19 protein-coding genes and 1 tRNA gene are annotated in these 24,092 nt (G+C 56.2%); 13 read left to right on the top strand and 7 right to left on the bottom strand.

Annotated features, from left to right (window positions below):
* Positions 1–59 precede the first annotated feature (59 nt).
* The 3 genes from QV747_RS01025 to QV747_RS01015 form a co-directional block, all read right to left on the bottom strand.
* Positions 60–248 carry a hypothetical protein gene (locus QV747_RS01025; RefSeq protein WP_273428301.1) on the bottom strand — a complete coding sequence of 63 codons (189 nt, stop codon included), beginning with the start codon at positions 246–248 and terminating at the stop codon, positions 60–62.
* 334 nt (positions 249–582) lie between these two features.
* Positions 583–658 (bottom strand) — tRNA-Thr (locus QV747_RS01020).
* Positions 659–729: 71 nt separating this feature from the next.
* Positions 730–1,752 (bottom strand): CDP-6-deoxy-delta-3,4-glucoseen reductase, encoded by a 1,023-nt coding sequence (locus QV747_RS01015; RefSeq protein ID WP_273428303.1) that lies wholly within the window; start codon positions 1,750–1,752, stop codon positions 730–732.
* A gap of 62 nt (positions 1,753–1,814) precedes the next feature.
* Between QV747_RS01015 and QV747_RS01010 the strand changes: the two genes are divergently transcribed.
* Positions 1,815–2,735 carry an NAD-dependent epimerase/dehydratase family protein gene (locus QV747_RS01010; protein WP_273428305.1) on the top strand — a complete coding sequence of 307 codons (921 nt, stop codon included), beginning with the start codon at positions 1,815–1,817 and terminating at the stop codon, positions 2,733–2,735.
* A 133-nt stretch (positions 2,736–2,868) separates the two neighbouring features.
* Here QV747_RS01010 and QV747_RS01005 read toward each other — a convergent pair whose 3' ends face one another.
* The 3 genes from QV747_RS01005 to tgt form a co-directional block, all read right to left on the bottom strand.
* Positions 2,869–3,318, bottom strand: a complete 450-nt coding sequence (locus tag QV747_RS01005; protein ID WP_028448792.1) for a bacteriohemerythrin — start codon at positions 3,316–3,318, stop codon at positions 2,869–2,871.
* Positions 3,319–3,420: 102 nt separating this feature from the next.
* Positions 3,421–4,785, bottom strand: coding sequence for an HD-GYP domain-containing protein (locus QV747_RS01000; protein WP_273428307.1), 1,365 nt, complete (start codon positions 4,783–4,785; stop codon positions 3,421–3,423).
* A 119-nt stretch (positions 4,786–4,904) separates the two neighbouring features.
* Complete coding sequence (gene tgt / locus QV747_RS00995; protein WP_028448790.1) at positions 4,905–6,017, bottom strand: tRNA guanosine(34) transglycosylase Tgt; 1,113 nt, start codon at positions 6,015–6,017, stop codon at positions 4,905–4,907.
* A gap of 180 nt (positions 6,018–6,197) precedes the next feature.
* Between tgt and QV747_RS00990 the strand changes: the two genes are divergently transcribed.
* Complete coding sequence (locus QV747_RS00990; RefSeq protein WP_273428310.1) at positions 6,198–6,953, top strand: ABC transporter substrate-binding protein; 756 nt, start codon at positions 6,198–6,200, stop codon at positions 6,951–6,953.
* Between the two features lie 18 nt (positions 6,954–6,971).
* Here the strand turns inward: QV747_RS00990 and queA are convergent, their stop codons facing one another.
* Entirely contained in the window at positions 6,972–8,000 is a 1,029-nt protein-coding gene (queA, locus tag QV747_RS00985; protein WP_273428313.1) for a tRNA preQ1(34) S-adenosylmethionine ribosyltransferase-isomerase QueA, read from the bottom strand.
* A 216-nt stretch (positions 8,001–8,216) separates the two neighbouring features.
* Here queA and aroQ point away from each other — a divergent pair, with 216 nt between their 5' ends.
* The 11 genes from aroQ (at position 8,217) to QV747_RS00930 (ending at position 24,030) form a co-directional block, all read left to right on the top strand.
* A complete protein-coding gene (gene aroQ, locus QV747_RS00980; protein WP_028448787.1) occupies positions 8,217–8,669 on the top strand; it encodes a type II 3-dehydroquinate dehydratase in 453 nt (150 codons plus the stop codon).
* 55 nt (positions 8,670–8,724) lie between these two features.
* Positions 8,725–9,183 (top strand): acetyl-CoA carboxylase biotin carboxyl carrier protein, encoded by a 459-nt coding sequence (accB, locus tag QV747_RS00975; protein WP_047395367.1) that lies wholly within the window; start codon positions 8,725–8,727, stop codon positions 9,181–9,183.
* A gap of 69 nt (positions 9,184–9,252) precedes the next feature.
* Entirely contained in the window at positions 9,253–10,623 is a 1,371-nt protein-coding gene (accC, locus tag QV747_RS00970) for an acetyl-CoA carboxylase biotin carboxylase subunit (RefSeq protein WP_028448785.1), read from the top strand.
* Between the two features lie 298 nt (positions 10,624–10,921).
* Positions 10,922–12,586, top strand: a complete 1,665-nt coding sequence (locus QV747_RS00965) for a chitinase (protein WP_273428320.1) — start codon at positions 10,922–10,924, stop codon at positions 12,584–12,586.
* 172 nt (positions 12,587–12,758) lie between these two features.
* A complete protein-coding gene (locus tag QV747_RS00960) occupies positions 12,759–13,772 on the top strand; it encodes a tetratricopeptide repeat protein (protein WP_273428322.1) in 1,014 nt (337 codons plus the stop codon).
* Positions 13,773–13,837: 65 nt separating this feature from the next.
* Positions 13,838–14,992 carry an iron-containing alcohol dehydrogenase gene (locus QV747_RS00955; RefSeq protein ID WP_273428325.1) on the top strand — a complete coding sequence of 385 codons (1,155 nt, stop codon included), beginning with the start codon at positions 13,838–13,840 and terminating at the stop codon, positions 14,990–14,992.
* A 66-nt stretch (positions 14,993–15,058) separates the two neighbouring features.
* Positions 15,059–16,072 (top strand): lipopolysaccharide assembly protein LapB, encoded by a 1,014-nt coding sequence (locus QV747_RS00950; protein WP_273428329.1) that lies wholly within the window; start codon positions 15,059–15,061, stop codon positions 16,070–16,072.
* Between the two features lie 8 nt (positions 16,073–16,080).
* Complete coding sequence (locus QV747_RS00945; protein ID WP_273428332.1) at positions 16,081–17,655, top strand: GGDEF domain-containing protein; 1,575 nt, start codon at positions 16,081–16,083, stop codon at positions 17,653–17,655.
* Between the two features lie 143 nt (positions 17,656–17,798).
* A complete protein-coding gene (locus QV747_RS00940; protein WP_373317258.1) occupies positions 17,799–21,683 on the top strand; it encodes a DUF3683 domain-containing protein in 3,885 nt (1,294 codons plus the stop codon).
* A gap of 311 nt (positions 21,684–21,994) precedes the next feature.
* On the top strand, positions 21,995–22,411 hold the full coding sequence (locus QV747_RS00935) for an HIT family protein (protein ID WP_273428336.1): 417 nt from the start codon (positions 21,995–21,997) through the stop codon (positions 22,409–22,411).
* Positions 22,408–24,030 carry a hypothetical protein gene (locus QV747_RS00930; RefSeq protein ID WP_028448777.1) on the top strand — a complete coding sequence of 541 codons (1,623 nt, stop codon included), beginning with the start codon at positions 22,408–22,410 and terminating at the stop codon, positions 24,028–24,030. Before QV747_RS00935 ends, QV747_RS00930 begins: the two co-directional genes overlap by 4 nt.
* The last annotated feature ends 62 nt before the right edge of the window (positions 24,031–24,092 follow it).

Genomic DNA, 24,092 nt, shown 5'->3' with positions numbered 1-24,092 from the left:
TCTCGCAGAGCCCTCCTCCGCTGCGCTTGGTTTGCATCTACAGGGCTTTGTTGCACAAATCAGCGGCGTAGTGCCGCTGATTTGTGCAACAAAGCCTGGCGGAGTTGTGTTTCAGTCCGCGCAGACCATTCCTTAGCATCAGTTTTTCGATCAAATGTGGCGGTCTGCGGAGGCTGACCTTTAACACGCACATAATCCTGACACTTCTTCTTATCTGTTTTAGTAATACGTTCAATGATACTGGCCATCTTCGTCTCCGAAGCAGTAGGAGTCGGATCCGCGACACAGCCACTACTTAATTTCTTCAATTAAATCAGCTTGTTGATCGCTAGATCCACTTGGATTTTCGAAATAACAAGCCAGAAGAGCGGGCAGAAACTGGCAACAAAATAGATGTAGCATTGCTGCGACAACACTGAACTTCGCCGATAGATGGGCGAACACGCAGTCATGCCGATGCCAACGCAGGCGTTTGCTATTGCTTATGGTGGTTTGCTTGGAGGTGTGACAGGTAAGTGAGTTGAAATTGCGTTGCGCAAATGACAAAGGGTTAGCAATTGCTTGCTAACCCTTTGATTATACTGGTGCCGACGGCAGGAATCGAACTCGCGACCCCCTGATTACAAGTCAGGTGCTCTACCAACTGAGCTACATCGGCTAAGAGCTGCGCATTATACACGACTGAGCTTCATCCGCAAGCCCTGCCGCACTCAACTTCCGCGCAAAGGTTTACTTCACTTGCTGGCTACTAAAAAACGCGTCGGAATAAAACTCGTCTGTCGGTAAGCCGTGAGCCACAAAAGCATTCACTGCCGCCTCTACCATGACCGGCGCGCCGCAGGCATAGACTTGATAGTGATCGAGCTTAGGAAAGTCGGCCAATACCGCTTCGTGCACTAGCCCCGTACGGCCTGTCCATTGGTCTTCTGCTTTAGGCTCAGACAAGACCGGGATAAAGCTGAAGTTGGGGTATTGCTGCTGCCACTGCGCTGGCAACTCAGGCATATAGAGGTCATGCAGCGAGCGGCAGCCCCAGTACAGCACCATTTCGCGCTGCATATTTTGCGCAAAGGCGTGCTCAAGCATGCCTTTGATGGGGGCAAAACCGGTGCCGGTGGCGACAAAAATGATCGGTTTGTCAGAATCTTCACGCAAAAAGAAGCTGCCAAGCGGGCCGGTGAAGCGGAAGATTTCCCGCTCTTGCAGCGTATCCCACACATAGCTGGAAAACTCGCCGCCCGGCACTTTGCGGATGTGCAATTCTAAAAAGCCTTCTTGGGCGGGCGAATTGGCAATAGAAAAGCTGCGCTTATTGCCGGTTTTGGTGTGAATATCAATATACTGCCCGGCCAGAAAGGCCAGTTTTTCGGTCGATGGCAGTTTGAGCGTCAGCACGGCCACGTCGTGCGAAACCTTGTTAATTTTCTCAATCCGGGTGGGCAAGGTACGGATCTGGATGTCTTTGGTGGCCGCCACTTCGCGGCATTCGATGCTCACCTGTTCGCTCACCGGGGTGGCGCAGCAAAAAAGCGCCAGCCCATTGGCCTGATCGGCGGCAGTGAGCGCCGTGGGCGAATGATCGCCATGCACGACCTTGCCTTGCAATACTTTGCCTTTGCAGGCGCCGCAGGAGCCATTCTTGCAGCCATACGGCATGTTGAACCCCTCACGCATCGCGGCGTCGAGCAGGGTCTCGCCGTCAAACACACTCAGTTGCTGGCCTGATGGTTCGATGATAAGTTGTTTACTCATTATTTCTGGATGTCCGACAAGTGCGAAAAAAACGCTTGTTAATCATTGGTTGTGGCGATGTTGTGCAGCGGGCTCTCCCATGGCTGCAACGTCGTTTCAAGGTGTATGCCACGGCACGCAGCGCAGATAAAGCGCTAGCACTCAATACCCTAGGCGTGTATCCAATTCGCACGGATCTGGATCACCCGCGTACCTTGCGCCGCCTGGCTGGGCTGGCCGATTACTGGCTACATAGTGCTCCGCCGGCCGAAGCGGCTGGTGAACCACGCACCCAGCACTTGCTCGCGGCCTTACTACGCCCGCGGCAAGGCCGCCAGGCACCACGCACGCCGCATCGCCAAAGGGCGATTTTAGCACAGCCCCCCCGCCGCGCCGTTTACATCAGCACCAGCGGTGTGTATGGCGATCATCAGGGTCGCTGGCTCACCGAGAGTAGCCGGCAATTAGCGCGCACCGTACGCGCCCGCCGCCGGCAATGGGCCGAGCAAAGCTGGCGCGCTGCCGCTCGCCGACAAGGCCGCGCAGGCCGCCCATTGCACGTGAGCCTGCTACGCGCGCCGGGCATTTACGCCCTCGATCGTTTACCCACCGCGCGGCTGGCCCGTGGCGAACCAGGCATCGTGGCCAGCGAGGACAGCCTCAGTAATCATATTCATGCCGCCGATCTGGCACAGGCCATGGTGCTGGCGCTGTTTCGCGGCCGACCGCTGCGCAGCTATAACATCGTCGATGATGCGCCCCATACGATGGGGGAATGGTTTGATCAGGTGGCCGACTTTACCGGCCTGCCGCGCGTCGCGCGCATCAGCCGCGCCGAGGCGCAAACCCAGCTCTCGCCCACCATGCTGTCGTACTTAAATGAATCACGGCAGCTCAGCAATCAGCGCGCCAAGCGTGAACTACGCTGGCGGCTGCGTTACCCCAGCACTGCTGATTTTTTTGCCGCCCACGCTGGGGAGTATGTGGCTACACGCAAATACTGATCTAGCCTGCAGCCAGATACATGAGCATGTATCTGGCGCACCTCTTCCAATTTAAACCGTGCCCGCAACACGCCTCCACCAGAGTCGCTGCACGCAAGGCTAACACGGCATTCCGGCTAGCCGACGCTCGGGCTTACGACCACAGCCGGCCAAACCAGCTTTTCTTTTCCCAGGTTTTCTGTACGCCGCGCGACAAGAAGTGCGATACATAGCGCTGATCGCCTTCCATGATGTGATGGGTGAGCCAGTTGCGCAGAAAATGCAGCAATTCAAAGGTAATGGCCTCACCTTCCCGCATCCGCTGCTGCAAGGTATTCACCTGGCTGATCAAATCTTCGTGATGACCTTTATGGGTTTCATACTCGGGGTAGCCCAAAATCCGCATCAGGCTCTCTTCCACCGCAAAGTGAATGCGGGTGTAATCCACCAGCCGCCCTAATATTTCTACCGAAGCTTCGCGGCCATGATGCTGGCGGATGGCGTCGTGCAACTCGTTCAGCAAATCCACCAGTACTTTATGTTGTTCGTCGATTTCTTGAATGCCGACCGACAGGGCATCGTTCCATTCGATCAGTTTGCTCATTGTTGTAATCTCCAGTCGCTCAAGCCTGCATACTGCCCAGCCCGACAAAACGGCCTTTGACCTACATCAAACTGTCACGAAGGATAGTGCGCGTTGTGGCGCTCAGGTTGCAGTGGCGGCGCCCTCCCCGGCCAGCTCGCGCTCCACCACTTGCTGCAAGGCGGCAAAGCACAGCGGATCGAGCGCATCGCCCACCATTTGTTGCATCAGGTGCAGGGTATGTTCGGGCGTATTGGCCGGATGGTAGGGGCGCTCGGCGCTGATGGCATCGAAAATATCAGCGGTGGTGATAATGCGGGTTTCCAGCGCGATCTCGTCCGCCGCGAGCCCACGCGGATAACCACACCCATCGAGCCGTTCATGGTGGGCGCCGGCCACCCGCGCCAGATCACGAAAATGCACGATTTTGCTCAAAATCTCTTCCGTCAGTCGCGCATGCTGTTGCACCGCAAGGAATTCGTCGGCGGTGAGCCGGCCCGGTTTTTCCAAAATCGCGCTACTCACGCCCAGCTTGCCCACATCGTGTAGCAATGCTGCGCGGCGAATCCATTGCCGCTGCTGTGCATCCAGCCCTAATTCAATCGCGATCATTTCGGCGTAAAAGCCCACCCGCTCGCTGTGGCCAGCAGTAAAGGGGCTCTTGGCATCCACCACTTGGCCAAAGGCCGAGGCAATGGCATCCATATAATCATCATCCAGCGGCAGGCTAAACTGCGCAGGCTCGAGCTGCAGCACGGCTTCGGCAATCATCGGCTCGGCTAGCATGCGCCAGAACGACGGGTCGGCCGCTACCTCGCGAAAAGCCGCCACCACATTGGGGTCAAACCAGCTGCCCGCACGCGCCTCAACTTCAGCCAAAGCGGCGGCGGGCCCATGCGAGAAATGAAAGACATCCACCACTTGCGCTAGGAGCGCAATCCGCGCATACAAGGGAATGGCCGTACCGGCTAGTTGCTCCGGCCGGCCGCTGCCATCCCAATGCTCATCCAGCGAATGAATGCCTAGCGCCACCGGTTCGGGAAAGCGTAGCTGCCGGGCTATGCGCGCACCACGGTCGCAGCGAGTTTGAATCAGCTCATTGGCAATCGTATCGCCATTACGCATGATATTGAGAATGGCATTCAGTCGGCGCGTCCAGCTTTCATGCTGACCGGTATGACTAAATACAAAACCCAGCACCTGCACCAGATTACCGCCCACCAGCTTAAAGTCGCGCTTGAACGATTGATCATCGGTGAGATACAGCTCGCAAATGCGCGCTGCATTGCTGCTACAGCCCAGATCTTTGAGTAGCAGGGTGTAATAGAGCTCCCACTGCGCTTGCTCGGCAATCCCTAATTGCCGGCCGATGTGCATGCCAATCCAGCAGCAGCGCACGCAATGCCCTTGCGGCTGCCCTTCGGTCATGTCTAGCGCGTAGGAAAAAGCGCCAAGAATTTCGGCTAATTGCACAGAAGAGTATGGCATGGCGGGCTAAGCAGGGTGAATCACAGCTTCACCATAGCGCTGGCACGGCCGCTTTACCAGCCGGCAACCAGCAGAAAAAAACCCGCCAGCGGCGGGTTGGATGTGCAGACGGTAAGCGATTAATCCGCACCACGGGCACGATCCGCGTGGAATTTGGCCACAAACTGCGGGAACTGATCCACCTCGATGGCATCGCGCATTTCCTGCATCAGCACCTGATAGTAATGCAGATTGTGAATAGTATTGAGCTGCGCGCTCAGAATTTCCTGACTGCGGAATAAATGATGCAGATAGGCGCGGCTAAAGTTGCGGCAGGTATAGCAGCTGCAGCTTTCATCCAGCGGGCGCTGATCTTTTTTGTAATGCGCGTTTTTGATTTTGACATTGCCATAGCGGGTGAACAGCATGCCATTGCGCGCATTGCGGGTCGGCATCACGCAATCGAACATATCGATCCCTTGGCTCACCCCAAACACCAGGTCTTCCGGCGTGCCCACGCCCATCAGATAGCGTGGTTTATTCACCGGCAATTTCGGCGCAGTGTGCGCCAAAATCCGCGCCATATCTTCTTTCGGCTCACCGACCGATAAGCCACCGATCGCCATGCCGTGGAAATTAAGCTCATTTAAGCCGGCCAGCGATTCATCCCGCAGGTCTTCGTACATGCCGCCCTGCACGATGCCGAACAAGGCATTCGGGTTTTGCAGGCGATCGAATTCATCTTTCGAGCGTTTCGCCCAGCGCAGCGACAGGCGCATTGAGTCACCGGCCTGTTTGCGATCAGCAGGATATGGCGTGCATTCATCAAAAATCATCACCACATCAGAATTCAGCACTTTCTGAATGCGCATCGATTCTTCTGGCGTCAGAAAGAGCTTGTCGCCATTCACCGGGCTTTGAAACTTCACCCCTTCTTCGGTGATTTTGCGCATCGCACCCAGGCTAAACACCTGAAAACCGCCCGAATCGGTCAGCATGGGTTTATCCCAGCCCATAAATTGATGCAGGCCGCCAAATTGCTCGATCACTTCCAGCCCCGGACGCAGCCACAGGTGGAAAGTATTGCCAAGGATGATCTGGGCTTTGATCTCGTGCAGATCGCGCGGCGTCATCGCCTTCACGGTGCCGTAAGTACCCACCGGCATAAACACTGGAGTTTGAACTACGCCGTGGTTCAGCGTGAGCGTGCCGCGGCGCGCACCGGCCGAGGTGGTTTTCAATTCGTAATGCATGGTCTTGATTTCCAATCAGAAGCGGCCAGAGACACAGTCCGGCGCAAGTCGGCAAGGTTAACGGCTGCGCCAGCCCAAGGCAAGCGCAAAATGCCGCACAGGCGATGATTTTCATTGGTGATTCACGCCGATGCACTACAATGAACATGCCAATTAAATCAGGCACTTATTAGGGAAAACATGTACTCGCCTCGCCACTGGGTTTCGCTCATTTGCTTTTGCGCCCTCGTCAATTCGCCAACCTGGGCGGGTGAAACCCTGCGCATTTGCGCCGAAAACGATTGGAAGCCGTACTCTTTTGCCAAACAAGGCCAAGCCGCTGGTGCCTCGGTCGAACTGATTAGCGCTGCGCTCAACCAGCAGCGCATGGCCTTTACGATTGATAGCGGCAGCTACAACCGCTGCCTCAAACTTACCCAAGCGGGCCACTACGATGCAGTACTGAACGTGGCCAAAACCAGCGAGCGCCAAAATCAGTTTGTCTGGCCGCAGCTACCTTATCTGCACGTGAAATTGCACCTACTAGCGCATAGCAAATTAGCCAAAACCAGCGCCGAGTATGGGGTATTGGCCGGCAAGCGAATTGGAACAACGGCTGGCTACGAATACCCCGAGAAGATGTTTTTGCAAAAAGACATCAAGCTGATCGAATCTCATAGCGAACTAGCCAGCTTGCGCCGGCTGGCGGCAGGCAATATCGACTTTATCCTGATTTCGCAATCCACCTATCAGGCGCAGCAAAAACTACTGAATAACGCGGAACATGCCGGCATCAGCGACTGGGGGCTGATTGATAATCTGGCGCTCTACATGGCGTTTAGCCCCAAACTGCCAGACGCCGGCCGCTGGACACGGGCGCTAGATGCGGGCCTGGCGGAGCTGCAAAAGCGCGGCGAAGACAAAGCCATTTTCAATCGCTGGCACGCCCTGTATTGAGCGCGCCAGCTTCCTGCCTTAGGCCGCGGTCTGCGGCTCCAGCAACATCGAATCGCCATAACTAAAGAAGCGATATTCATGCGCAATGGCATGCTGGTAGGCATCCAGCATGGTTTGGTGGCCGGCAAAAGCCGACACCAGCATTAGCAATGTCGATTTGGGCAAGTGAAAGTTGGTGATCAGCCGGTCAACCACTTTGAATTGATAACCCGGGGTGATAAAGATATTGGTGTCGCCCGTGGGCTCGGCCAGCAGCCCCTGCTGCGATGAGGCTTCCAGCGCCCGCAATGAGGTTGTCCCCACAGCAATCACTCGCCGGCCGCTGGCTTTGGCTGCTCGAATGGCTTCTTGGGTACGCTGCGGAATTTCATAGCGCTCGTGATGCATGGTGTGCTCGGCGATGTTATCCACGCGCACCGGCATAAAGGTCCCGGCGCCCACGTGCAGGGTTAAAAACTCCACCTGCACGCCTTTGGCGCGCAACTCATCCAAAATCGCGTCGGTAAAATGCAGGCCTGCGGTCGGTGCTGCCACCGCACCAGGATCGCGCGCATAGACGGTCTGATAGCGTTTGGCGTCTTCTTCGTCCGGCTCATGCGTAATATAGGGCGGTAGCGGCAAACGGCCGGAGGCATCCAGCACTTCCAACACGCTCAACTCGCCCAGAAACTTCAGCTTAAATAAATCCTGCTGCCGCTCCAGCATTTCGGCAACAAAACCACCCTGAAAATGCAGCATGGTGCCCGGCTTGGGGGCTTTCGAGGCCTTGATATGCGCCAGCGCATGCTGTTGATCCAGCACCCGCTCCACCAGCGCCTCAATCTTGCCGCCGCTGGCTTTTTCGCCGAACAGGCGGGCTTTGATCACTTTGGTATCGTTAAACACCAGCACATCGCCGGCCGTGAGCAATTGCGGCAGTTCGGTAAACACATGATCCGCCAGTTGCGTGCCATTCACATGCAATAAACGACTCTTGCCCCGCTCGGTAGGCGGGAACTGGGCAATCAGGTGCTCAGGCAAATGGTAATCAAAATCGGCAATCTGCATCGAAATCTACTCTGTAAGGTCGGTAACATTCACTGGGTAAATTATACCAGCGAAACCCTTTGTAACCCGCGCCAATCCTGATGTAACAGAATATTGCAAGCCACCTGGGCCGGTGTAAGACAGCAGAAATTAAAAAAAATTCACGGCTTTTTCTGGACAAATTCGGCGAAGTTGCGGCAAACTCCGACGATTCGAAGGGAATATAAGGATTGCATGATGTCGGCGAGCGACAAGATCCTGGTTCTGCATGGCCCGAATCTGAACCTGCTGGGGCTGCGGGAACCGCAGCATTATGGCAGCCAGACGCTGGCGCAGATCAACGCACAACTTGTCGCTTTAGGTACCGAACACGGCATCGAGGTCGAAACTTTCCAGTCTAATCGTGAATACGAGCTCATCGAGCGCATTCACGCTTGTCTTGATGACGGCACTCGCTACATCGTGATTAATCCGGCCGCCTTTACCCACACCAGCATCGCGCTGCGCGATGCGCTATCGGGCGTGAAAATTCCGTTTGTAGAGGTTCATCTCTCCAATATCCACGCCCGTGATGCCTTCCGGCATAAATCCTATTTTTCCGATCTTGCCGCTGGCGTGATTTGCGGCCTGGGCCCTCAGGGCTACCAGTTTGGCCTGCACTTTGCCATCAGCAAGCTCAAAACCCAATAACACCAATAGCTCACTGAGCTGTAGTCATCCAACTTAAACAGAGAGGATTGCATCAATGGATCTGCGTAAACTGAAAAAACTCATCGATCTGGTGGAAGAGTCCGGCATCGCCGAACTGGAAGTCACGGAAGGTGAGGAAAAGGTACGCATCACGCGCAGCGTAGCCAATCCGGCTTACGTGCAAGCTGCCCCAATGCAATATCATGTTCCAGCCGCCGCACCTGCGGCCGCCGCGGCCCCTGCCGCTGCTGCGCCGGAAGCCGCAGCGCCGGTAGTCGATGGTTTCACCCAGAAATCACCGATGGTGGGTACGTTCTACCGCTCATCCAGCCCAGGCGCGAAAGCCTTTGTTGAAGTTGGCCAAACCGTGAATGCCGGCGACACGCTGTGCATTATCGAAGCCATGAAACTCCTGAATGAAATCGAAGCCGAGCAATCAGGCGTGATCAAAGCGATCCTGATTGAGAATGGTCAGCCGGTTGAATACGGCGAACCGATGTTTATCATTGGCTAATTCTGTGGGGTATGGCTGGTAAATCAAGCATTGATTTGCCTTTTCGGCCTATCCCTACCCGGAGTACCTATGTTTGAAAAAATCCTGATCGCCAATCGCGGCGAAATTGCGCTGCGCATTTTGCGCGCCTGCCGCGAAATGGGCATTAAAACCGTGGTTGTGCACTCTGAAATCGACCGCGAAGCCAAATACGTCAAACTGGCGGATGAATCGGTGTGTATCGGCCCGAATCCGTCAGCACAAAGCTACCTGAATGTACCGGCCCTGATTGCTGCCGCCGAAGTGACCGGCGCGCAAGCGATTCACCCAGGCTACGGTTTTCTGTCGGAAAACGCTGACTTTGCCCAGCGCGTTGAAGAATCTGGCTTTGTCTTTATCGGCCCACGTCCGGAATCGATCCGCGTGATGGGGGATAAAGTCGCCGCCAAAGACGCAATGAAAAAAGCCGGCGTGCCTTGCGTACCGGGTTCGGAAGGTGGCTTGCCGGATGACGAAGCCGCCATTCTCAAGCTGGGGCGCGAAGTAGGCTATCCAGTCATCATTAAAGCCGCCGGCGGTGGCGGTGGCCGCGGCATGCGCGTGGTGCATAAGGAAGAAGATCTGCTCGCGTCTGTGGCGCTGACCAAACAGGAAGCCAATCAGTTCTTCGGCAACCCGATGGTCTACATGGAAAAATTCCTGCAGACCCCGCGCCACGTCGAAATTCAGGTCTTGGCAGACCAGCACGGCAACGCCATCTATCTGGGTGAGCGCGATTGCTCGATGCAACGTCGTCACCAAAAAGTGATCGAAGAAGCCCCTGCTCCGGGCGTAACCGAAGAGCAGCGCCGCAAAGTGGGCGAAGCCTGCGCCGAAGCCTGCCGTCAGATCGGTTACCGCGGCGCGGGTACGTTCGAGTTCCTGTACGAAAACGGCGAGTTCTACTTTATCGAGATGAACACCCGTGTGCAGGTTGAGCATCCGGTGACCGAGATGATTACCGGCATTGACATTGTGCAAGAGCAGATTCGCGTGGCCGCAGGCCTGCCGCTGCGCTACACGCAAGACGATGTGAAGCTGAAAGGCCATTCGTTTGAATGCCGGATTAACGCGGAAGATGCCGTGAAGTTTATCCCTAGCCCCGGCCAGGTCACCAAATGGCATACGCCAGGAGGCCCGGGTGTGCGTGTAGATTCCCACGTGTATCAGGGTTATCGTATTCCGCCAACGTATGACAGCATGATCGGCAAGATCATCACTTACGGCGATACCCGCGAGCAGGCCATGGCCCGCATGCGCATCGCCCTGTCGGAAATGGTGGTAGAAGGGATCAAGACCAATATTCCACTGCACCAGCAATTGTTGCTGGACAAGGAATTCATCAAAGGCGGCACCAGCATTCACTATCTGGAACACCATATGGATGTGATTCGCGAAGCCATCGAAGGTAAAGCGGTTTAAGCTGTGATCTAGATCACCACCCAAGGGCAGCCTAGCTGCCCTTTTTTATTGCCCATTCCAACCGAGGTATACCCCTGCAATGCTTATTGGTATTTGCATTCAGGCATATACCCCGCCATAGCACAACAGCATACAACATCAACAAACCCTAACATGTAGTGCGCAGCACAGAATTACATCCGGCCGGATTGTCAGCTTACGTTGCATCCCTTACTATCGAATCGCCCGGTACACCAAGTGGGCTTCCTGCGGTCATATCGCACCGCTGACAGATAAAAACTGGATGGAGAGATTTCAAATGCAAGTACGCACCTTGATGCATCGCAGCCGCTTGGCTGCCCTCTTGGCAGGTATGCTGCTCGCGGCCGGCGTTCAGGCCGCCACTTGGCAGGAAGGCTCGACCTACACCGCCGGCGCAGTTGTTGATTACAACGGCAAAACCTACACCGCACTGGTGACCCACACCGCTTATGTGGGTGCCAACTGGAATCCAGCAGCGACCCCAACCCTGTGGAAAGAAGGCGGCAATAGCTCAGCCACCCCAGCACCAACTGCAGCGCCAAGCGTGGCGCCGACAGTAGCGCCAACTACGGCACCGACTACAGCCCCAACCACCGCACCAAGCAGCGCCCCAACCGCCACGCCAGTTGCGGGCGTGAATGGCTGGGATAAAGCCACGGTGTACACCGGTGGCCAACGCGTATCCTACAATGGCGCCGTGTATGAAGCCCAATGGTGGACACAAGGCGACGTACCTGGTGCTGCGCAGTGGGGCCCATGGAAACTGGTAAGCGGCACAGTGGCCACGCCTACCCCAGTGGTCACCGCCAAACCAACGAATACCCCTGTGGTGACCAGCACCCCAACTCCGGTGGTAACTAGCACGCCTGTCGTGACTGCCACCCCAACGCCAGTGGTAACCCCGGTTGTGACCGCTACGCCAACACCAGCGATCACCCCAAGCCCAACACCAGTCGGCCCAACGCCTACACCAAATCCAAACGGCCTGCCAAAACATGCGCTGATTGGTTACTGGCATAACTTCACCAACCCAGCTGGCGATACCTTCCGCATCCGCGATGTACCGGCCGAGTGGGATGTGATCATGATTTCCTTTGCCGACGATGCCGGCAATGGTGCGGTGGCCTTCAATCTGGATAAAAACGCCGGCACTGAAGCCGAATTCATCGCCGATGTGGCTGCTAAACGCGCCCAAGGTAAGAAGGTGGTGTTGTCACTGGGTGGCCAAGAAGGTCGCATGACCCTGTCGACCAAAGAAAACGTGACTAACTTTGTTAACAGCCTGCATGCCATCATCACCAAATACGGTTTTGACGGGATCGATCTGGATCTGGAAAGTGGCGCCGGCGTGGTACTGGGCACCCCAATCATCAATAACCTGATTGATGCGGTGAAACAACTGAAAGCCAAAGTCGGTCCAAGCTTCTACCTGTCGATGGCACCTGAGCATCCATACGTACAAGGCGGTTATGTATCGTACTCGGGCATCTGGGGTGCTTACCTGCCGATCATCGATGGTCTGCGCAATGATCTGAACATCATTCACGTGCAGTACTACAACAACGGTGGTCTGTGGACTCCTTACTCTAACGGCGCACTGAACGAAGGCACCGTGGATGGTCTGGTTGGTGGTTCGCTGATGCTGATCGAAGGCTTCAAAACCGTAGGCGGCACCGGCTGGGAATTCAAAGGCCTGCGCCCTGATCAAGTGGCCTTTGGCGTACCAAGTGGCCGTAGCTCAGCCAACACCGGCTTTGTGACCAGCCAAGTGGTGAACGACACCCTGACGTGTCTGACCCAGCTGAAAAACTGCGGCATGGTTAAACCAAAACAAGCCTACCCTGACTACCGCGGCGTGATGACCTGGTCGATCAACTGGGATAAACACGATGGCTACAACTTCAGCAAACCGGCTTCGGCTGCGCTGAAAGCCCTGCCATAAGCTAAGAAATAGCATGACAACACCCCGACGCGTTCGGGGTGTTTTTTTGTCTGCCGCCCACACCAAGGCGCTGACGGATGTAGTTCACACGCCTTTGTCAGCTTTTTGAAATACCTATTGAGCTTACCCATAGAAAGGATTATCGTAGCGATCTACTTCGCTTACACCGACCATGTCAGACCTCTTAACCTCCATACAGCAGTGCTATGAGCGCAGCCGAGCGCTGATGTATGCCGATCCACCTGAAGCTTTGCGCCTTGCCTGTGAGGCCACGGCCATGCTCACCACCGAGCTGCCCGCGGCATTTCGGGTGAAGGTGATGTTTCAGCAGGTGGAAATGCTGATGGGGTTTGGACGGATTCATGAAGGCACGACCTTACTGCACGATACGCTGCTGATCGCCGAAACCGAAAATCTGGAAGCCGAGCGCGGCAATCTGCTTTACACCCTCGGTATTGCCCACTACACCACCGCCGATTTCAGCACCGCCATCGACTACTGGCGTGATTGCCTGAATCTGGACAATCGGGGTTTTAGCGTTGAAACCCGCATCAATGCCTTTATCGCCTTGGGGCAAATGTATTTTGCCTTCCATATGCCGGAAGACGCCCTGCGTCACCATCTTAGCGCCCAAAAATACTTGCACGAGGGCATTGATCTGGAGCTGCGCGCCCGGCTGTATATCAATCTGGTCGCAGATTATTGCGAACTGGGGCGCTATGCCGAAGCGCAGCCCTTGCTGGATGAAGCCGAACAAATCTGCCAGCAGATACAGCATCTGGAGTACCTTGGCGAAGCGCTCAGCTATCGCACCCTGATGCTGTTGCAGCAAGATAAACTCGAGGAAGTCACCGCGCTGCTAGAGCGCGGCCATAGTATGGATCGCTATTGGGCCTGGGGCGAAATCAGCTGGAAGATCGTCACCGGCAAAATCGCCATGGCCGAAGACAATCTCGCCGCGGCCATTGCGGCGTTTGAAGAGGCCTTGAGCCTAAGCCAGAAATACGAATGCACCAGCAAAGTTCATGTCGTGCATGCCACCTTGGCAATTGCCTATGGCCAGGCTGGCCAGCCCGCGCAGGCTGAGAAACATCAGCGCCTGTATCAGGAACATTACAACCGGCTTGGTTCGGCCGAGATTTTTGCCCGCCTGCAAGACTTAGAGCAGCAGTTACATAATACCTAGCCTCGGTATCTGCAGCTGGGCTAAGATAGTCGTACCTTTGAAATCGATACCCCAGTGAGGCTAAGATGAACAACTTTAGTTTTCACAACCCAACCCGCATTGAGTTTGGCCAAGGCCAGATTGCGCAACTGAGCCAGCTACTGCCTGCTAATGCCCGCGTACTGCTGCTGTATGGCGGTGGCAGCATCAAGCGCAACGGCGCCTACAGCCAGATTATTGCGGCACTGGGTAAGCGGGTCTGCCATGAATTTGGCGGAATCGAACCCAACCCCGAATACGAAACCTTGCTGCGCGCAGTTGCGCTCGCGCGGCAGGAAAAACTAGATTACATCGTGGCCGCCGGCGGCGGCTCGGTCATTGATGGCGCTAAATTTGTCGCGGCAGCCGTACCACATCAGGGCGACCCTTGGCTGATTATCGGCAACCGCACGCCACTGCACAGCGCGCTGCCAATTGCCGCAGTGCTCACCTTGCCGGCCACAGGCTCGGAATCGAATTTCGCCGCGGTGATTACCCGCCGCGCCACCCAAGATAAGTTGTCATTCAAAAATCCGCGGGTCTTCCCCCAACTGGCGATTTTGGATCCCACCCTTACCTACAGCCTGCCAGCACGCCAAGTTGGCAATGGCGTAGTGGATGCCTTCGTGCACACCACCGAGCAATATCTCACCTACCCCAATGACGCGCGGGTGCAAGATCGGCTGGCCGAAGGCATTTTGCAAACCTTAATCGAAATCGGCCCACAGACCTTGGCCGAGCCCACTGATTACGCCGCACGGGCCAATTTGATGTGGGCGGCCAATCAGGCCTTGTATGGCATGGTGGGGCTAGGCCAGCCGCAAGATTGGGCCACGCACGCCATGGGGCATGAGCTCACCATGCTGTTCGGGCTGGATCACGCTCAAACACTGGCGATTGTGCTGCCGGCGCTGTGGCGCTATCGCTTAGCCAGCAAAATGGCCAAGCTGGCGCAATATGGTCGCCGCGTATGGGGGCTAAGCGGTGATGATGCCGTGGTGGCCGTGGCGGCCATTGAACACACCGAAGCATTTTTCACCCAGATGGGGCTACCCTGCCGCCTCAGCGCCTACCAGCTGGATGCGCAAACTGCGGCCGATGGCGTCGCGCAACAACTGATCCGCCATCAGCGTACCCGGCTAGGCGAAGCCCAAGACCTTAGCCCCGAAGATTGCCGTGCCATTTTGATCACAGCCGCGTAGTCAGGCAGGGCAAAATAAAAGTGTAATGGTATGCTTGGCCTTTCACGCATACCTTACGATCATCGCATGCAAGAGGCTGATCTGCGCCGCCAATTGGCCAAGGCGCACAAACTGCTGAACTCGCAAAGCACCGAGAGCCTGGCGATTGCGCTAGAAGTGCGCAACCAGGCGCGCGAACGCGATTTGCCAGAGCTGGAAGCCAGCGCTTTGTGCCTAATGGCCAATTGCGTGTATGACTTTGGTAACTACAGCGAAGTGCTGGATTATCTGCAGGAAGTCGGCCAAATCGCGGCGCGCGCGCCCATTGGCCGGCAGGAAGGCGAGCAGTTGCAAGCACTGGGGCGCACCTACTACACCATGGGCGATTACCGCCGCGCCAGTGATTACTGGCGCCGCTGCCTCACTTTACCCGATTGCGCCATCAGCCTTGAAACCCGCATCAAAGCCCATATTGGTATGGGGCAATTGTTTTATGCGAGCGAGCATTTCGAATCCGCCCTCGCCCACCATCGCCGGGCGGAAGAGCTAGCCGCCAGCTCGGACGATTATCACCTGCAAGCCGCGATTCTGATCAATATCGGGGTGGATCTGATTGCCTGCCAAAAGCTAGCCGAAGCCCATGTCGTGCTCAAAGGCGCCCTACCGCTGGTTAAGGCCGATCAGAACTATCGCAATGAAGCCGAAATATACGCGTTGATTGGTCAGATTCAACTGCTCAATGCCGAGTATGACAAAGCGCGAATGAGCCTGTTGGTGGCCCTAAAAATCAACCGATTGCACATCAATCTGTGGGGCGAAGCCAGTACTTTGCTCACACTAGGCAAAGTATATTTTGCCAGCGGCATGATTGATATCGCGCGCGAACAACTGGTGGAAGCGCTGAACAAAGCCTGCTCACTGGGCGCGCTACACCTGCAGCAGCATTTGCATGAGATTCTTAGCCGCGTATACCGGCATTTGGCGCAAGAAGAGCTCGCCAGTGGGCACGAATCACTCTTTCATACCTTGCGCCAGCAATTGCTGGTGCAAACCGGTGAAGGTGAGCTGGAAACCATGGAGCTGCGCCTTGAATACCTGTGAGCCGGCTAATGCATAGCCACGCCGATGTCGACAATCTAAATCAGCGCGCCCGTGATCTAGCTCGCGAGCATTCGGCGGAAGCACTGGCATGCGCACAGCATGCGGCCAATTTATCCATCCCGCTCGATTACACCGCTGGGTTTACCGAGGCGCTCTTCCTGCAAGGCAGCATTAGCTGCATTCAAGGCCAGCTAGCGGATGGACTGCCACTAATGCGGCATGCGCTGTATATGGCCAATCTGCACCAATTGGTGGCCTTGATTCCTGATTGCCTACAAGAAATCGCCCGCGCTTGCTATACGCAGGGCGATTATGACAACGCATTAGAAGCCTGGGCTCAATGCCTGGATGCCGCGCTGGCGATTGAAAACGACGCCATCTACATCAAAGGCCAGCTCGGGATTGGCCAGCTGTATTTTGCCCACGACGAGTTTTATCAGGCGCTGAATCACCATCTGAAAGCGCGTGATCATGCCTACCGCTCCACCGACCTGGTCAGCAAAGCCGCAATCGAAATCAATATCGGCATGGATCAGCTGGAGTTAGGCCAACTGGAAAATGCCAAGCAAACCCTGAAACAAGCCCTGATTCTGGCGCAAGAAGCCCGCAATCTTGAATATCAAGCGGCGGCGATGGGCGGGCTGGGGCAATTGGCACTGCTAGAAAAAGATTATCCGCTGGCGCAGTCTTACCTCGAACGGGCGAAAGGCTTGAACCAGCAGCACCAGAATCACTGGGGCGAGGCGCAGAATTTATACCTACTCGGCCGCTTGGCCCTCGCCCGTACCCAGCTGGATGCGGCGCTGGAAGCACTCAAACACAGCCTGACATTGGCCAATGAGATCGGCGCAGCCCATCTGATTTATAAGCTGGAGCTTGCGCTGGCCGATGTACATGCCGAGCGCAAAGAGTACGCCCTGGCCTTGCAATACCATCGACAAGGCTATCAACATCATTACCAGCTCTTGCGCCAAGCGTCGCCGCAACGGCTGCATATGATGGAAGCCAAGCTCGAAGTCGAAAAAACCCGCCTAGAAAACCTCAATCTGCGCGAGCAACATGCCGAAGAGCGACAAGCGCGGCTGCAGAGTGATTATCTGGCTTCACAAGACCCACTAACGGGCCTACTCAATCGCCGCGGACTAGAGCTCAAACTCGGCTCAGGCCTGCAATCCAATCCCGAACATCAAGAGCCGCTGGCCTTGTTGATGATTGATATCGATTACTTTAAAGGCATCAATGACCGCTGGGGCCATCTGGTGGGTGACTTGGTCTTGCGGCAAGTTGGTGCGCTGCTTAAATCCGGTTGCCGGCAGGATGATCTGGTTTGCCGTTGGGGTGGGGAAGAATTTCTGGTCTTACTCCCCTCGCGCAGTGGCGTACCCGCGCGCGACGTTGCCGAGCGGCTGCGCTTAATGGTGTCGCAATGGCCATGGGGCAAAATCGAGCATGGCATGGAGCTCACTATTAGCGTAGGGGTGACGCAATATCAGAACGATGCCCAGCTCGGCAGCATGGTGCAGCGCGCCGATCAAAACCTTTACAAAGCCAAGCAAGCTGGCCGCAATCAGGTCGTCTACTAATTGCCAGTCAGCTGAAAAAAAGCCTCGGCAAACCGCAGCTAGCACCCTAAAAGCCGAGCTCGCGCAAATCCCTATCAAATTTGCGAGTTTAAGTAAGCATTTTTCCGTTAAAATTCGGTCTTTAGCCGTCTTTCCCGCCGGAGATGCCCTTCATGGCCGACCAGACCGCCGCCGCCATCGTCCAATCGCAAGAACGCTTGCGTGAGATTCCCTACAACTACACCTCGTTTTCTGATCGTGAAATCGTGATTCGCCTGCTGGGCGATGATGGTTGGCGTATTTTGGACGAGCTGCGCCAAGAGCGTAAAACCGGCCGTTCGGCGCGTATGTTGTTTGAAGTATTGGGCGACATCTGGGTGGTGAAGCGCAATCCGTATCTACAAGATGATCTGCTGGAAAACCGCAAGCGCCTGAGTTTGCTGGTGGAAGCCATGCATCACCGGCTGGCCGAAATCGAAAAACGCCGCCAGGAAAACGAGCGGGTGAATATTCTGCTCGCCCGCACCCGGCAGGCGGTGGATGAATTTGAACGCGAATTCCGCGATATCGGCATTCTGCGCAAGAAAGTCCTGAAAAAAATGGGCGCCCTCACGCGCAAAGACAATATCCAGTTTGATGGTCTGGCGCGGGTTTCCCATGTTACCGATGCCACCGACTGGCGGGTGGAATACCCCTTTGTGGTCCTCACCCCGGATACCGAAGCCGAGATGGCACCGCTGGTCTCCGCCTGTATTGAGCTGGGGCTCACCATTATCCCGCGTGGGGGTGGTACCGGTTACACCGGCGGCGCCGTGCCGCTGACGCCGATGAGCGCGGTGATCAATACCGAAAAACTCGATCGCCATCAGGGCGTTGAGAAAATCCGCATTCCCGGTGTGGACCACGAAGTCGCCACCATTCAGTGTGGCGCGGGCGTAGTGACTCGCCGCGTGATGGAAGCCGCGGAAGACGCGGGCCTCGTGTTTGCAGTGGACCCAACCTCTGCCGATGCCTCCTGTATTGGTGGTAATGTCGCCATGAATGCCGGCGGTAAAAAGGCCGTACTCTGGGGCACAGCACTCGATAATCTGGTCAGCTGGAAAATGGTCGACCCCGATGGCAACTGGTTGTTTATCGAGCGGATGGATCACAATCTGGGCAAAATCCATGACGCGGCGCAGGCCACCTTCCGCATTAGCAAATTCAAACCCGATGGTAAAACCAAGCTCGGTGAAGACACGCTGGTGATCCCTGGCCGTACGTTCCGCAAGGAAGGCTTGGGTAAAGACGTTACCGACAAATTCCTCGCCGGCCTGCCTGGCATTCAAAAAGAAGGCACCGACGGGCTGATTACCAGTGCCCGCTTTGTGCTGCACCGCATGCCGGACCATATCCGCACCGTGTGTTTGGAATTCTTCGGTGAAGTGAGCCGCGCCGTACCGTCGATTGTTGAAATCAAAGATTATCTCGATGCCCATCCGAGCGTGCAGCTCGCTGGCCTAGAGCATCTCGATTGGCGCTATGTCCGCGCGGTAGGCTATGCCACCAAGGCCAAATCCAAAGGCCGACCCAAGATGGTGCTGATTGCCGATATTGTGTCGGATGATGAAAAAGCGCTGGGCGAAGCCACCAGCCATGTCGTGAAACTGGCCAACGCCCGCGGCGGCGAAGGCTTTATCGCCGTGCTACCTGAGCAGCGGAAGAAATTCTGGCTGGATCGCGCCCGCACGGCGGCGATTGCCAAACATACCAACGCCTTCAAGATTAATGAAGACGTAGTGATTCCGCTGCCGCGTCTGGGTGAATACTCTGACGCCATCGAGCGAATCAATATCGAGCTGTCGATTCATAACAAACTGGAATTACTTGACCAGCTGAGCGAGTTTTTCACCCAAGGTCGCCTGCCCTTCGATACCAGCGATGCACCAGTCAGCCATGATGTGCTGATTGGCGATCGCCGCGAATCAGCGCTGGCCTTTATCGAGCAAACCCGCCAGCACTGGCAGTGGGTAAACAATAATCTGGATGTCGCGTTCGAACTGTATCAAAGCGCCTTCCCACAGCTGCCGCTCGAGAAAGCCGTCGATGCCAATGAGCTGCCGCAAAGCGTATTCCACGCGCTGCGTGATTTTGTCCTGCGCATTTCCTACAAACGCGAGCTACTGACCGAGCTGGAAACGCTATTTAGCGGTCGCACCGATAAGCCGATTCTGGATGCGATTCATGCCCTGCATCAGAAAGTCCTCAAAGGCCGCACTTGGGTCGCACTGCATATGCACGCCGGCGATGGCAATGTGCACACCAACTTGCCGGTGAACTCGGACGACTACGATATGCTGCAACGCGCCCACCACGCCGTGGCGCGCATTATGCAAGTGGCCCGTGATCTGAATGGCGTGATTTCCGGCGAGCACGGCATCGGCATTACCAAATACGAATTCCTCACTCGCGCTGAACTGCAGCCATTTGAAACCTATAAGCAAAAAGTCGATCCGCACGGGCACTTTAATAAAGGCAAGCTCTTGCCCGGCGCCGATCTGACCAATGCCTATACGCCATCCTTTAGCCTGCTGGGCACTGAATCGCTGATTCTGGAGCAATCCGACATTGGCAGCATCAGCAATATGGTCAAAGATTGTTTGCGCTGCGGTAAATGTAAACCGGTCTGTACCACCCACGTGCCGCGCGCAAATCTACTGTACAGCCCGCGCAACAAGATTCTGGCCACCGGTTTGCTCACCGAAGCTTTCCTGTACGAAGAGCAAACCCGCCGTGGTATTTCGCTCAAACACTTTGAAGAGCTGGGTGATGTGGCGGATCACTGTACCGTGTGTCACCGCTGCGTGAACCCTTGCCCGGTGAAGATCGACTTTGGTGATGTGTCGGTGGCGATGCGCAATTTCCTGCGCAAAGAAGGCAAAAAGAAATTCAACCCCGGCTCGGCGCTGGGCATGACTTTCTTGACGCTAAAAGACCCGGCCACCATCAAACTGATGCGCGCCATGATGATCGGCTGGGGTTACAAAGCACAGCGGCTGGGGCATTCGGTGGCGAAGAAATTTGGTCTGCTCAAAGGCGTGACCAAGCAGCCACCATCCACGCTGGGCACAGCGCCCATCAAGGCACAGGTGATTCACTTCATCAATAAACCGATGCCAGGTGGCTTGCCGAAGAAAACCGCCCGCGCCTTGCTGGATGTGGAAGATAGCAATGTAGTACCGGTAATTCGCGACCCGCAGCGCCTGCACGACGACAACGAGGCCGTGTTCTACTTCCCGGGTTGCGGCTCGGAGCGGCTGTTTAGCCAGGTGGGTTTGGCTACGCAAGCCATGCTCTGGCATGTAGGCACCACCACGGTGCTGCCACCGGGCTATCTGTGTTGCGGCTACCCGCAAACTTCCAGCGGCCAGCAAGATAAAGGCGACAAGATCACGATGGAAAACCGCGTGCTCTTCCATCGCTTGGCCAATACGCTGAACTACCTCGACATCAAAACCGTCGTCGTGTCGTGCGGTACGTGTATGGATCAGCTGCTTAAATACCGCTTTGAAGAAATCTTCCCGGGCTGCCGTCTATTGGATATCCATGAGTATCTGCTGGAAAAGGGCGTCAAGCTTGAAGGTGTGAGCGGTACCCAGTATATGTATCACGAGCCATGCCACACGCCGATGAAGACCTACAAAGGGGTGGAAGTAGCCAATCAGCTGATGGGCCAACGCGTCGATCTGAATGATCGCTGCTGCGGTGAATCGGGCACCTTTGCCGTTGCCCGCCCCGATATTTCGACCCAAGTGCGTTTCCGCAAACAGGAAGAAATGGAAAAAGGCGCGGCCAAATTGCGTGCGGATGCGGGCAATGATAAAGCACCAGTCAAAATTCTGACTTCTTGCCCATCCTGCCTGCAGGGCCTGAATCGCTACAACGACGATGCCGGCACCGAAGCCGACTACATCGTGGTCGAAATCGCCAAGGCGGTACTGGGGCAAAACTGGATGCCTGAGTATGTCGCCAAGGCCAGCAATGGCGGGATTGAGCGGGTTCTGCTCTAGGCCTCGGCTTAAATTAGCATTTACTGTTGTATGAACACCGCAAAGGGCAGCGCCGATTAGGCCTGCCCTTTGTGATTTATGCCACCGCCAAGCTGACAGCCTGCTATGGTAAGAAAACCCCAGTGCGCTGATTATCCTCGCCAAATCGCAACAAATGCTGGGGCATAATCGCGGCTTGAGTAAGCTTGCAAGCCCAGCGTTTGATTTTTGTAATACGACTCACCTCTGCGGTATGAACGGTGGTTTTGCCCTACTCGCCAAACGGGCGCGCCGTAATATAATCAACACAAAATTAAAACACTGGTTTGAACATGAACACCCACTGCCCCCTGTGTCATGAAGACGGCGGCGAAGTCGTCTGGCGCAATCACCTTGCCCGCGTCGTTCTTGCGGATGAGCCCGATTACCCGGGCTTTTGCCGGGTTATTCTGGCCAAGCATCAGGCCGAAATGACCGATCTGCCGCTGGCCGAACGCGAAGCGCTGATGGCGATTGTCTGGGCAGTAGAGGCAGCCGTGCGGCAAACACTCAATCCAGACAAAATCAATCTAGCCAGCCTGGGCAATATGGTGCCGCATGTACATTGGCATGTAATTCCGCGCTGGCAAGATGATCTGCATTTCCCGGCGCCAATCTGGGCCACAAAGCCGGCCGATCGCACTCGCCATCAGCCCGCGGCGGCTGACCTGGCGGCGCTACGGCAAGCGCTGGAGCAACTGGCACCATGATCGAACAGTGGATTGAGCGTGCCCTGCCCCAACCTGATCGCGGCCAAGTACCGCCGTTTCAGGATGCACGCAGCGCGCGCGACTGGCTGAAATTACTGCCACTGATTAATGTGCCGGTGGCCCATGCCGAGCTCACCGAAGCCATCAGCCAGCTCAATCACAGCGATTTGCCGGCACTAGATGCACTGAAAATCATCGAGCAATTTCGCGAAACCGTGCACATCTTGCAAGAGGGCATGCAGGAAAAACTGATCGGCAAGCCCGTGCCGCTCACCCCCGCCGAGCAGGAAACCTGGTTTGCCATCTACAGCATGTGGCTGCATTTAGAGCACGCCTATGCGCTGGCTTGGCGCGCCGCCTGCAGCGGCGAACAAACCGTCGCCGAATACCTGCCCCTGCTGGCTGAGCGCACCTTGTATTACACCAATCAGGCTATGGCCTGCCAGGTGCAGATTTATCGCCGTCCTCCGGCGCGGGATTGGCAGCAATTATTTGCCTTTTACCAGCTGGCGCGCGCACAGCACATCGATAAGCTCAAAGCCCGCGATAGCCTGATCCAGATCAGTGGGGTCAGCACCCCTGAGGCGATGTTCCTGCACGCGCTGCTGTTTGCCGCCGCCAATCCCTACCAGTATTCGCATAAGCAACAGCTGTGGCTGCATAAACGGCTAGAAATATTGGCCACCCGCAGCACGCTGGCCCCCAAGGCCGAAGGCCTGCCCGGCCGACCACCGCTGCTGATCAATCTGGCCGAACCCGGCGTACCGCTGCGGGCCGATGGCCGCGGCGAAGCCGATGAGCTGAGCATCGATACCCTGTCGCTGGCGCAAGTGCTCAGCAAACGGATCAAGCTGCTGCGCATGGGTGAAATGCCGGAAAAAATCGGTTTGGGCAGCGAGCTAGGGCCACAGGCCGCCGAAGAATTATTGCGCGAGCTGTATCGCGCCTGGTGCGATCATCCGCTTGAGCGGCAATTACCCCGCCGCCCTACTGATCGCTATCTCGAAGCCGGGCTCCAGCTGAAAAACCTGCATCTGTGGCTGGCCGCCGGGCACTTTGCCCCGCCACCGCAAGCCGAGCAGCAGATGAGTAGCGCCGAGCTGATGCAGATTCGCATGTTTGGCCAAACCAGCGCTCGGCTGGCGCCGGTTGCGCCCTTGGCACCGCAAACCCAGCAATGGCAGATCAGCAATGAAACTGCCCAGGGTATGTGCCTGCGTCGCCCGCGGGATGAGACACAGCGGCTGGTACTGCACCAGGTATTGATGATTGCCGATGGCCAGCAGCGCCTCATCGGGCAGATTCGCTGGCTGGCCGAGCAAGATGGCGAGCAGCAATTGGGCCTGCAGCTGCTACCCGGCACGCCGCATGCCGCCAGTATCCGCGCGCAAGATGCCGCGCGCTTTGGGCAAAGCGATTTCACCTCGGTGGTGATGATTGATGCCGTACCAGCGCTGAAATCCCCTGCCAGCCTACTGCTGCCGCCCGGCTGGTTCCGGCAGGGCCGGCTGCTGGATTACTGGGATGGCCAGACCATGCATCGCATCCGGCTGGTTAGCCTGCTGCAACGCGGCGCAGATTTTGAACGCGTGCATTTTGTGGGCTCGGGTGGCTTGTAATTAGCCACAAGCGCACGCCATTTGCTCACGAGCAAACCACAGCCAACTGACCACCACCAACG

It is taken from the genome of uncultured Chitinibacter sp., assembly GCF_945957625.1.
Taxonomy (GTDB): Bacteria; Pseudomonadota; Gammaproteobacteria; order Burkholderiales; family Chitinibacteraceae; genus Chitinibacter; species Chitinibacter tainanensis.
This window is presented reverse-complemented; position numbering and strand designations above follow the sequence as displayed.

What these genes read in the sequence shown, in the direction of transcription:
- QV747_RS00960 (WP_273428322.1), top strand. Translation starts at nt 12,759, where the DNA reads ATGTCAGACCTCTTAACCTCCATACAGCAGTGCTATGAGCGCAGCCGA.
- QV747_RS00990 (WP_273428310.1), top strand. Translation starts at nt 6,198, where the DNA reads ATGTACTCGCCTCGCCACTGGGTTTCGCTCATTTGCTTTTGCGCCCTC.
- QV747_RS00935 (WP_273428336.1), top strand. Translation starts at nt 21,995, where the DNA reads ATGAACACCCACTGCCCCCTGTGTCATGAAGACGGCGGCGAAGTCGTC.
- QV747_RS00930 (WP_028448777.1), top strand. Translation starts at nt 22,408, where the DNA reads ATGATCGAACAGTGGATTGAGCGTGCCCTGCCCCAACCTGATCGCGGC.
- QV747_RS00950 (WP_273428329.1), top strand. Translation starts at nt 15,059, where the DNA reads ATGCAAGAGGCTGATCTGCGCCGCCAATTGGCCAAGGCGCACAAACTG.
- QV747_RS00965 (WP_273428320.1), top strand. Translation starts at nt 10,922, where the DNA reads ATGCAAGTACGCACCTTGATGCATCGCAGCCGCTTGGCTGCCCTCTTG.
- tgt (WP_028448790.1), bottom strand. Translation starts at nt 6,017, where the DNA reads ATGCATTACGAATTGAAAACCACCTCGGCCGGTGCGCGCCGCGGCACG.
- aroQ (WP_028448787.1), top strand. Translation starts at nt 8,217, where the DNA reads ATGTCGGCGAGCGACAAGATCCTGGTTCTGCATGGCCCGAATCTGAAC.
- accB (WP_047395367.1), top strand. Translation starts at nt 8,725, where the DNA reads ATGGATCTGCGTAAACTGAAAAAACTCATCGATCTGGTGGAAGAGTCC.
- QV747_RS01000 (WP_273428307.1), bottom strand. Translation starts at nt 4,785, where the DNA reads ATGCCATACTCTTCTGTGCAATTAGCCGAAATTCTTGGCGCTTTTTCC.
- QV747_RS00945 (WP_273428332.1), top strand. Translation starts at nt 16,081, where the DNA reads ATGCATAGCCACGCCGATGTCGACAATCTAAATCAGCGCGCCCGTGAT.
- queA (WP_273428313.1), bottom strand. Translation starts at nt 8,000, where the DNA reads ATGCAGATTGCCGATTTTGATTACCATTTGCCTGAGCACCTGATTGCC.
- QV747_RS00955 (WP_273428325.1), top strand. Translation starts at nt 13,838, where the DNA reads ATGAACAACTTTAGTTTTCACAACCCAACCCGCATTGAGTTTGGCCAA.
- accC (WP_028448785.1), top strand. Translation starts at nt 9,253, where the DNA reads ATGTTTGAAAAAATCCTGATCGCCAATCGCGGCGAAATTGCGCTGCGC.
- QV747_RS01005 (WP_028448792.1), bottom strand. Translation starts at nt 3,318, where the DNA reads ATGAGCAAACTGATCGAATGGAACGATGCCCTGTCGGTCGGCATTCAA.
- QV747_RS01025 (WP_273428301.1), bottom strand. Translation starts at nt 248, where the DNA reads ATGGCCAGTATCATTGAACGTATTACTAAAACAGATAAGAAGAAGTGT.
- QV747_RS01015 (WP_273428303.1), bottom strand. Translation starts at nt 1,752, where the DNA reads ATGAGTAAACAACTTATCATCGAACCATCAGGCCAGCAACTGAGTGTG.
- QV747_RS00940 (WP_373317258.1), top strand. Translation starts at nt 17,799, where the DNA reads ATGCCCTTCATGGCCGACCAGACCGCCGCCGCCATCGTCCAATCGCAA.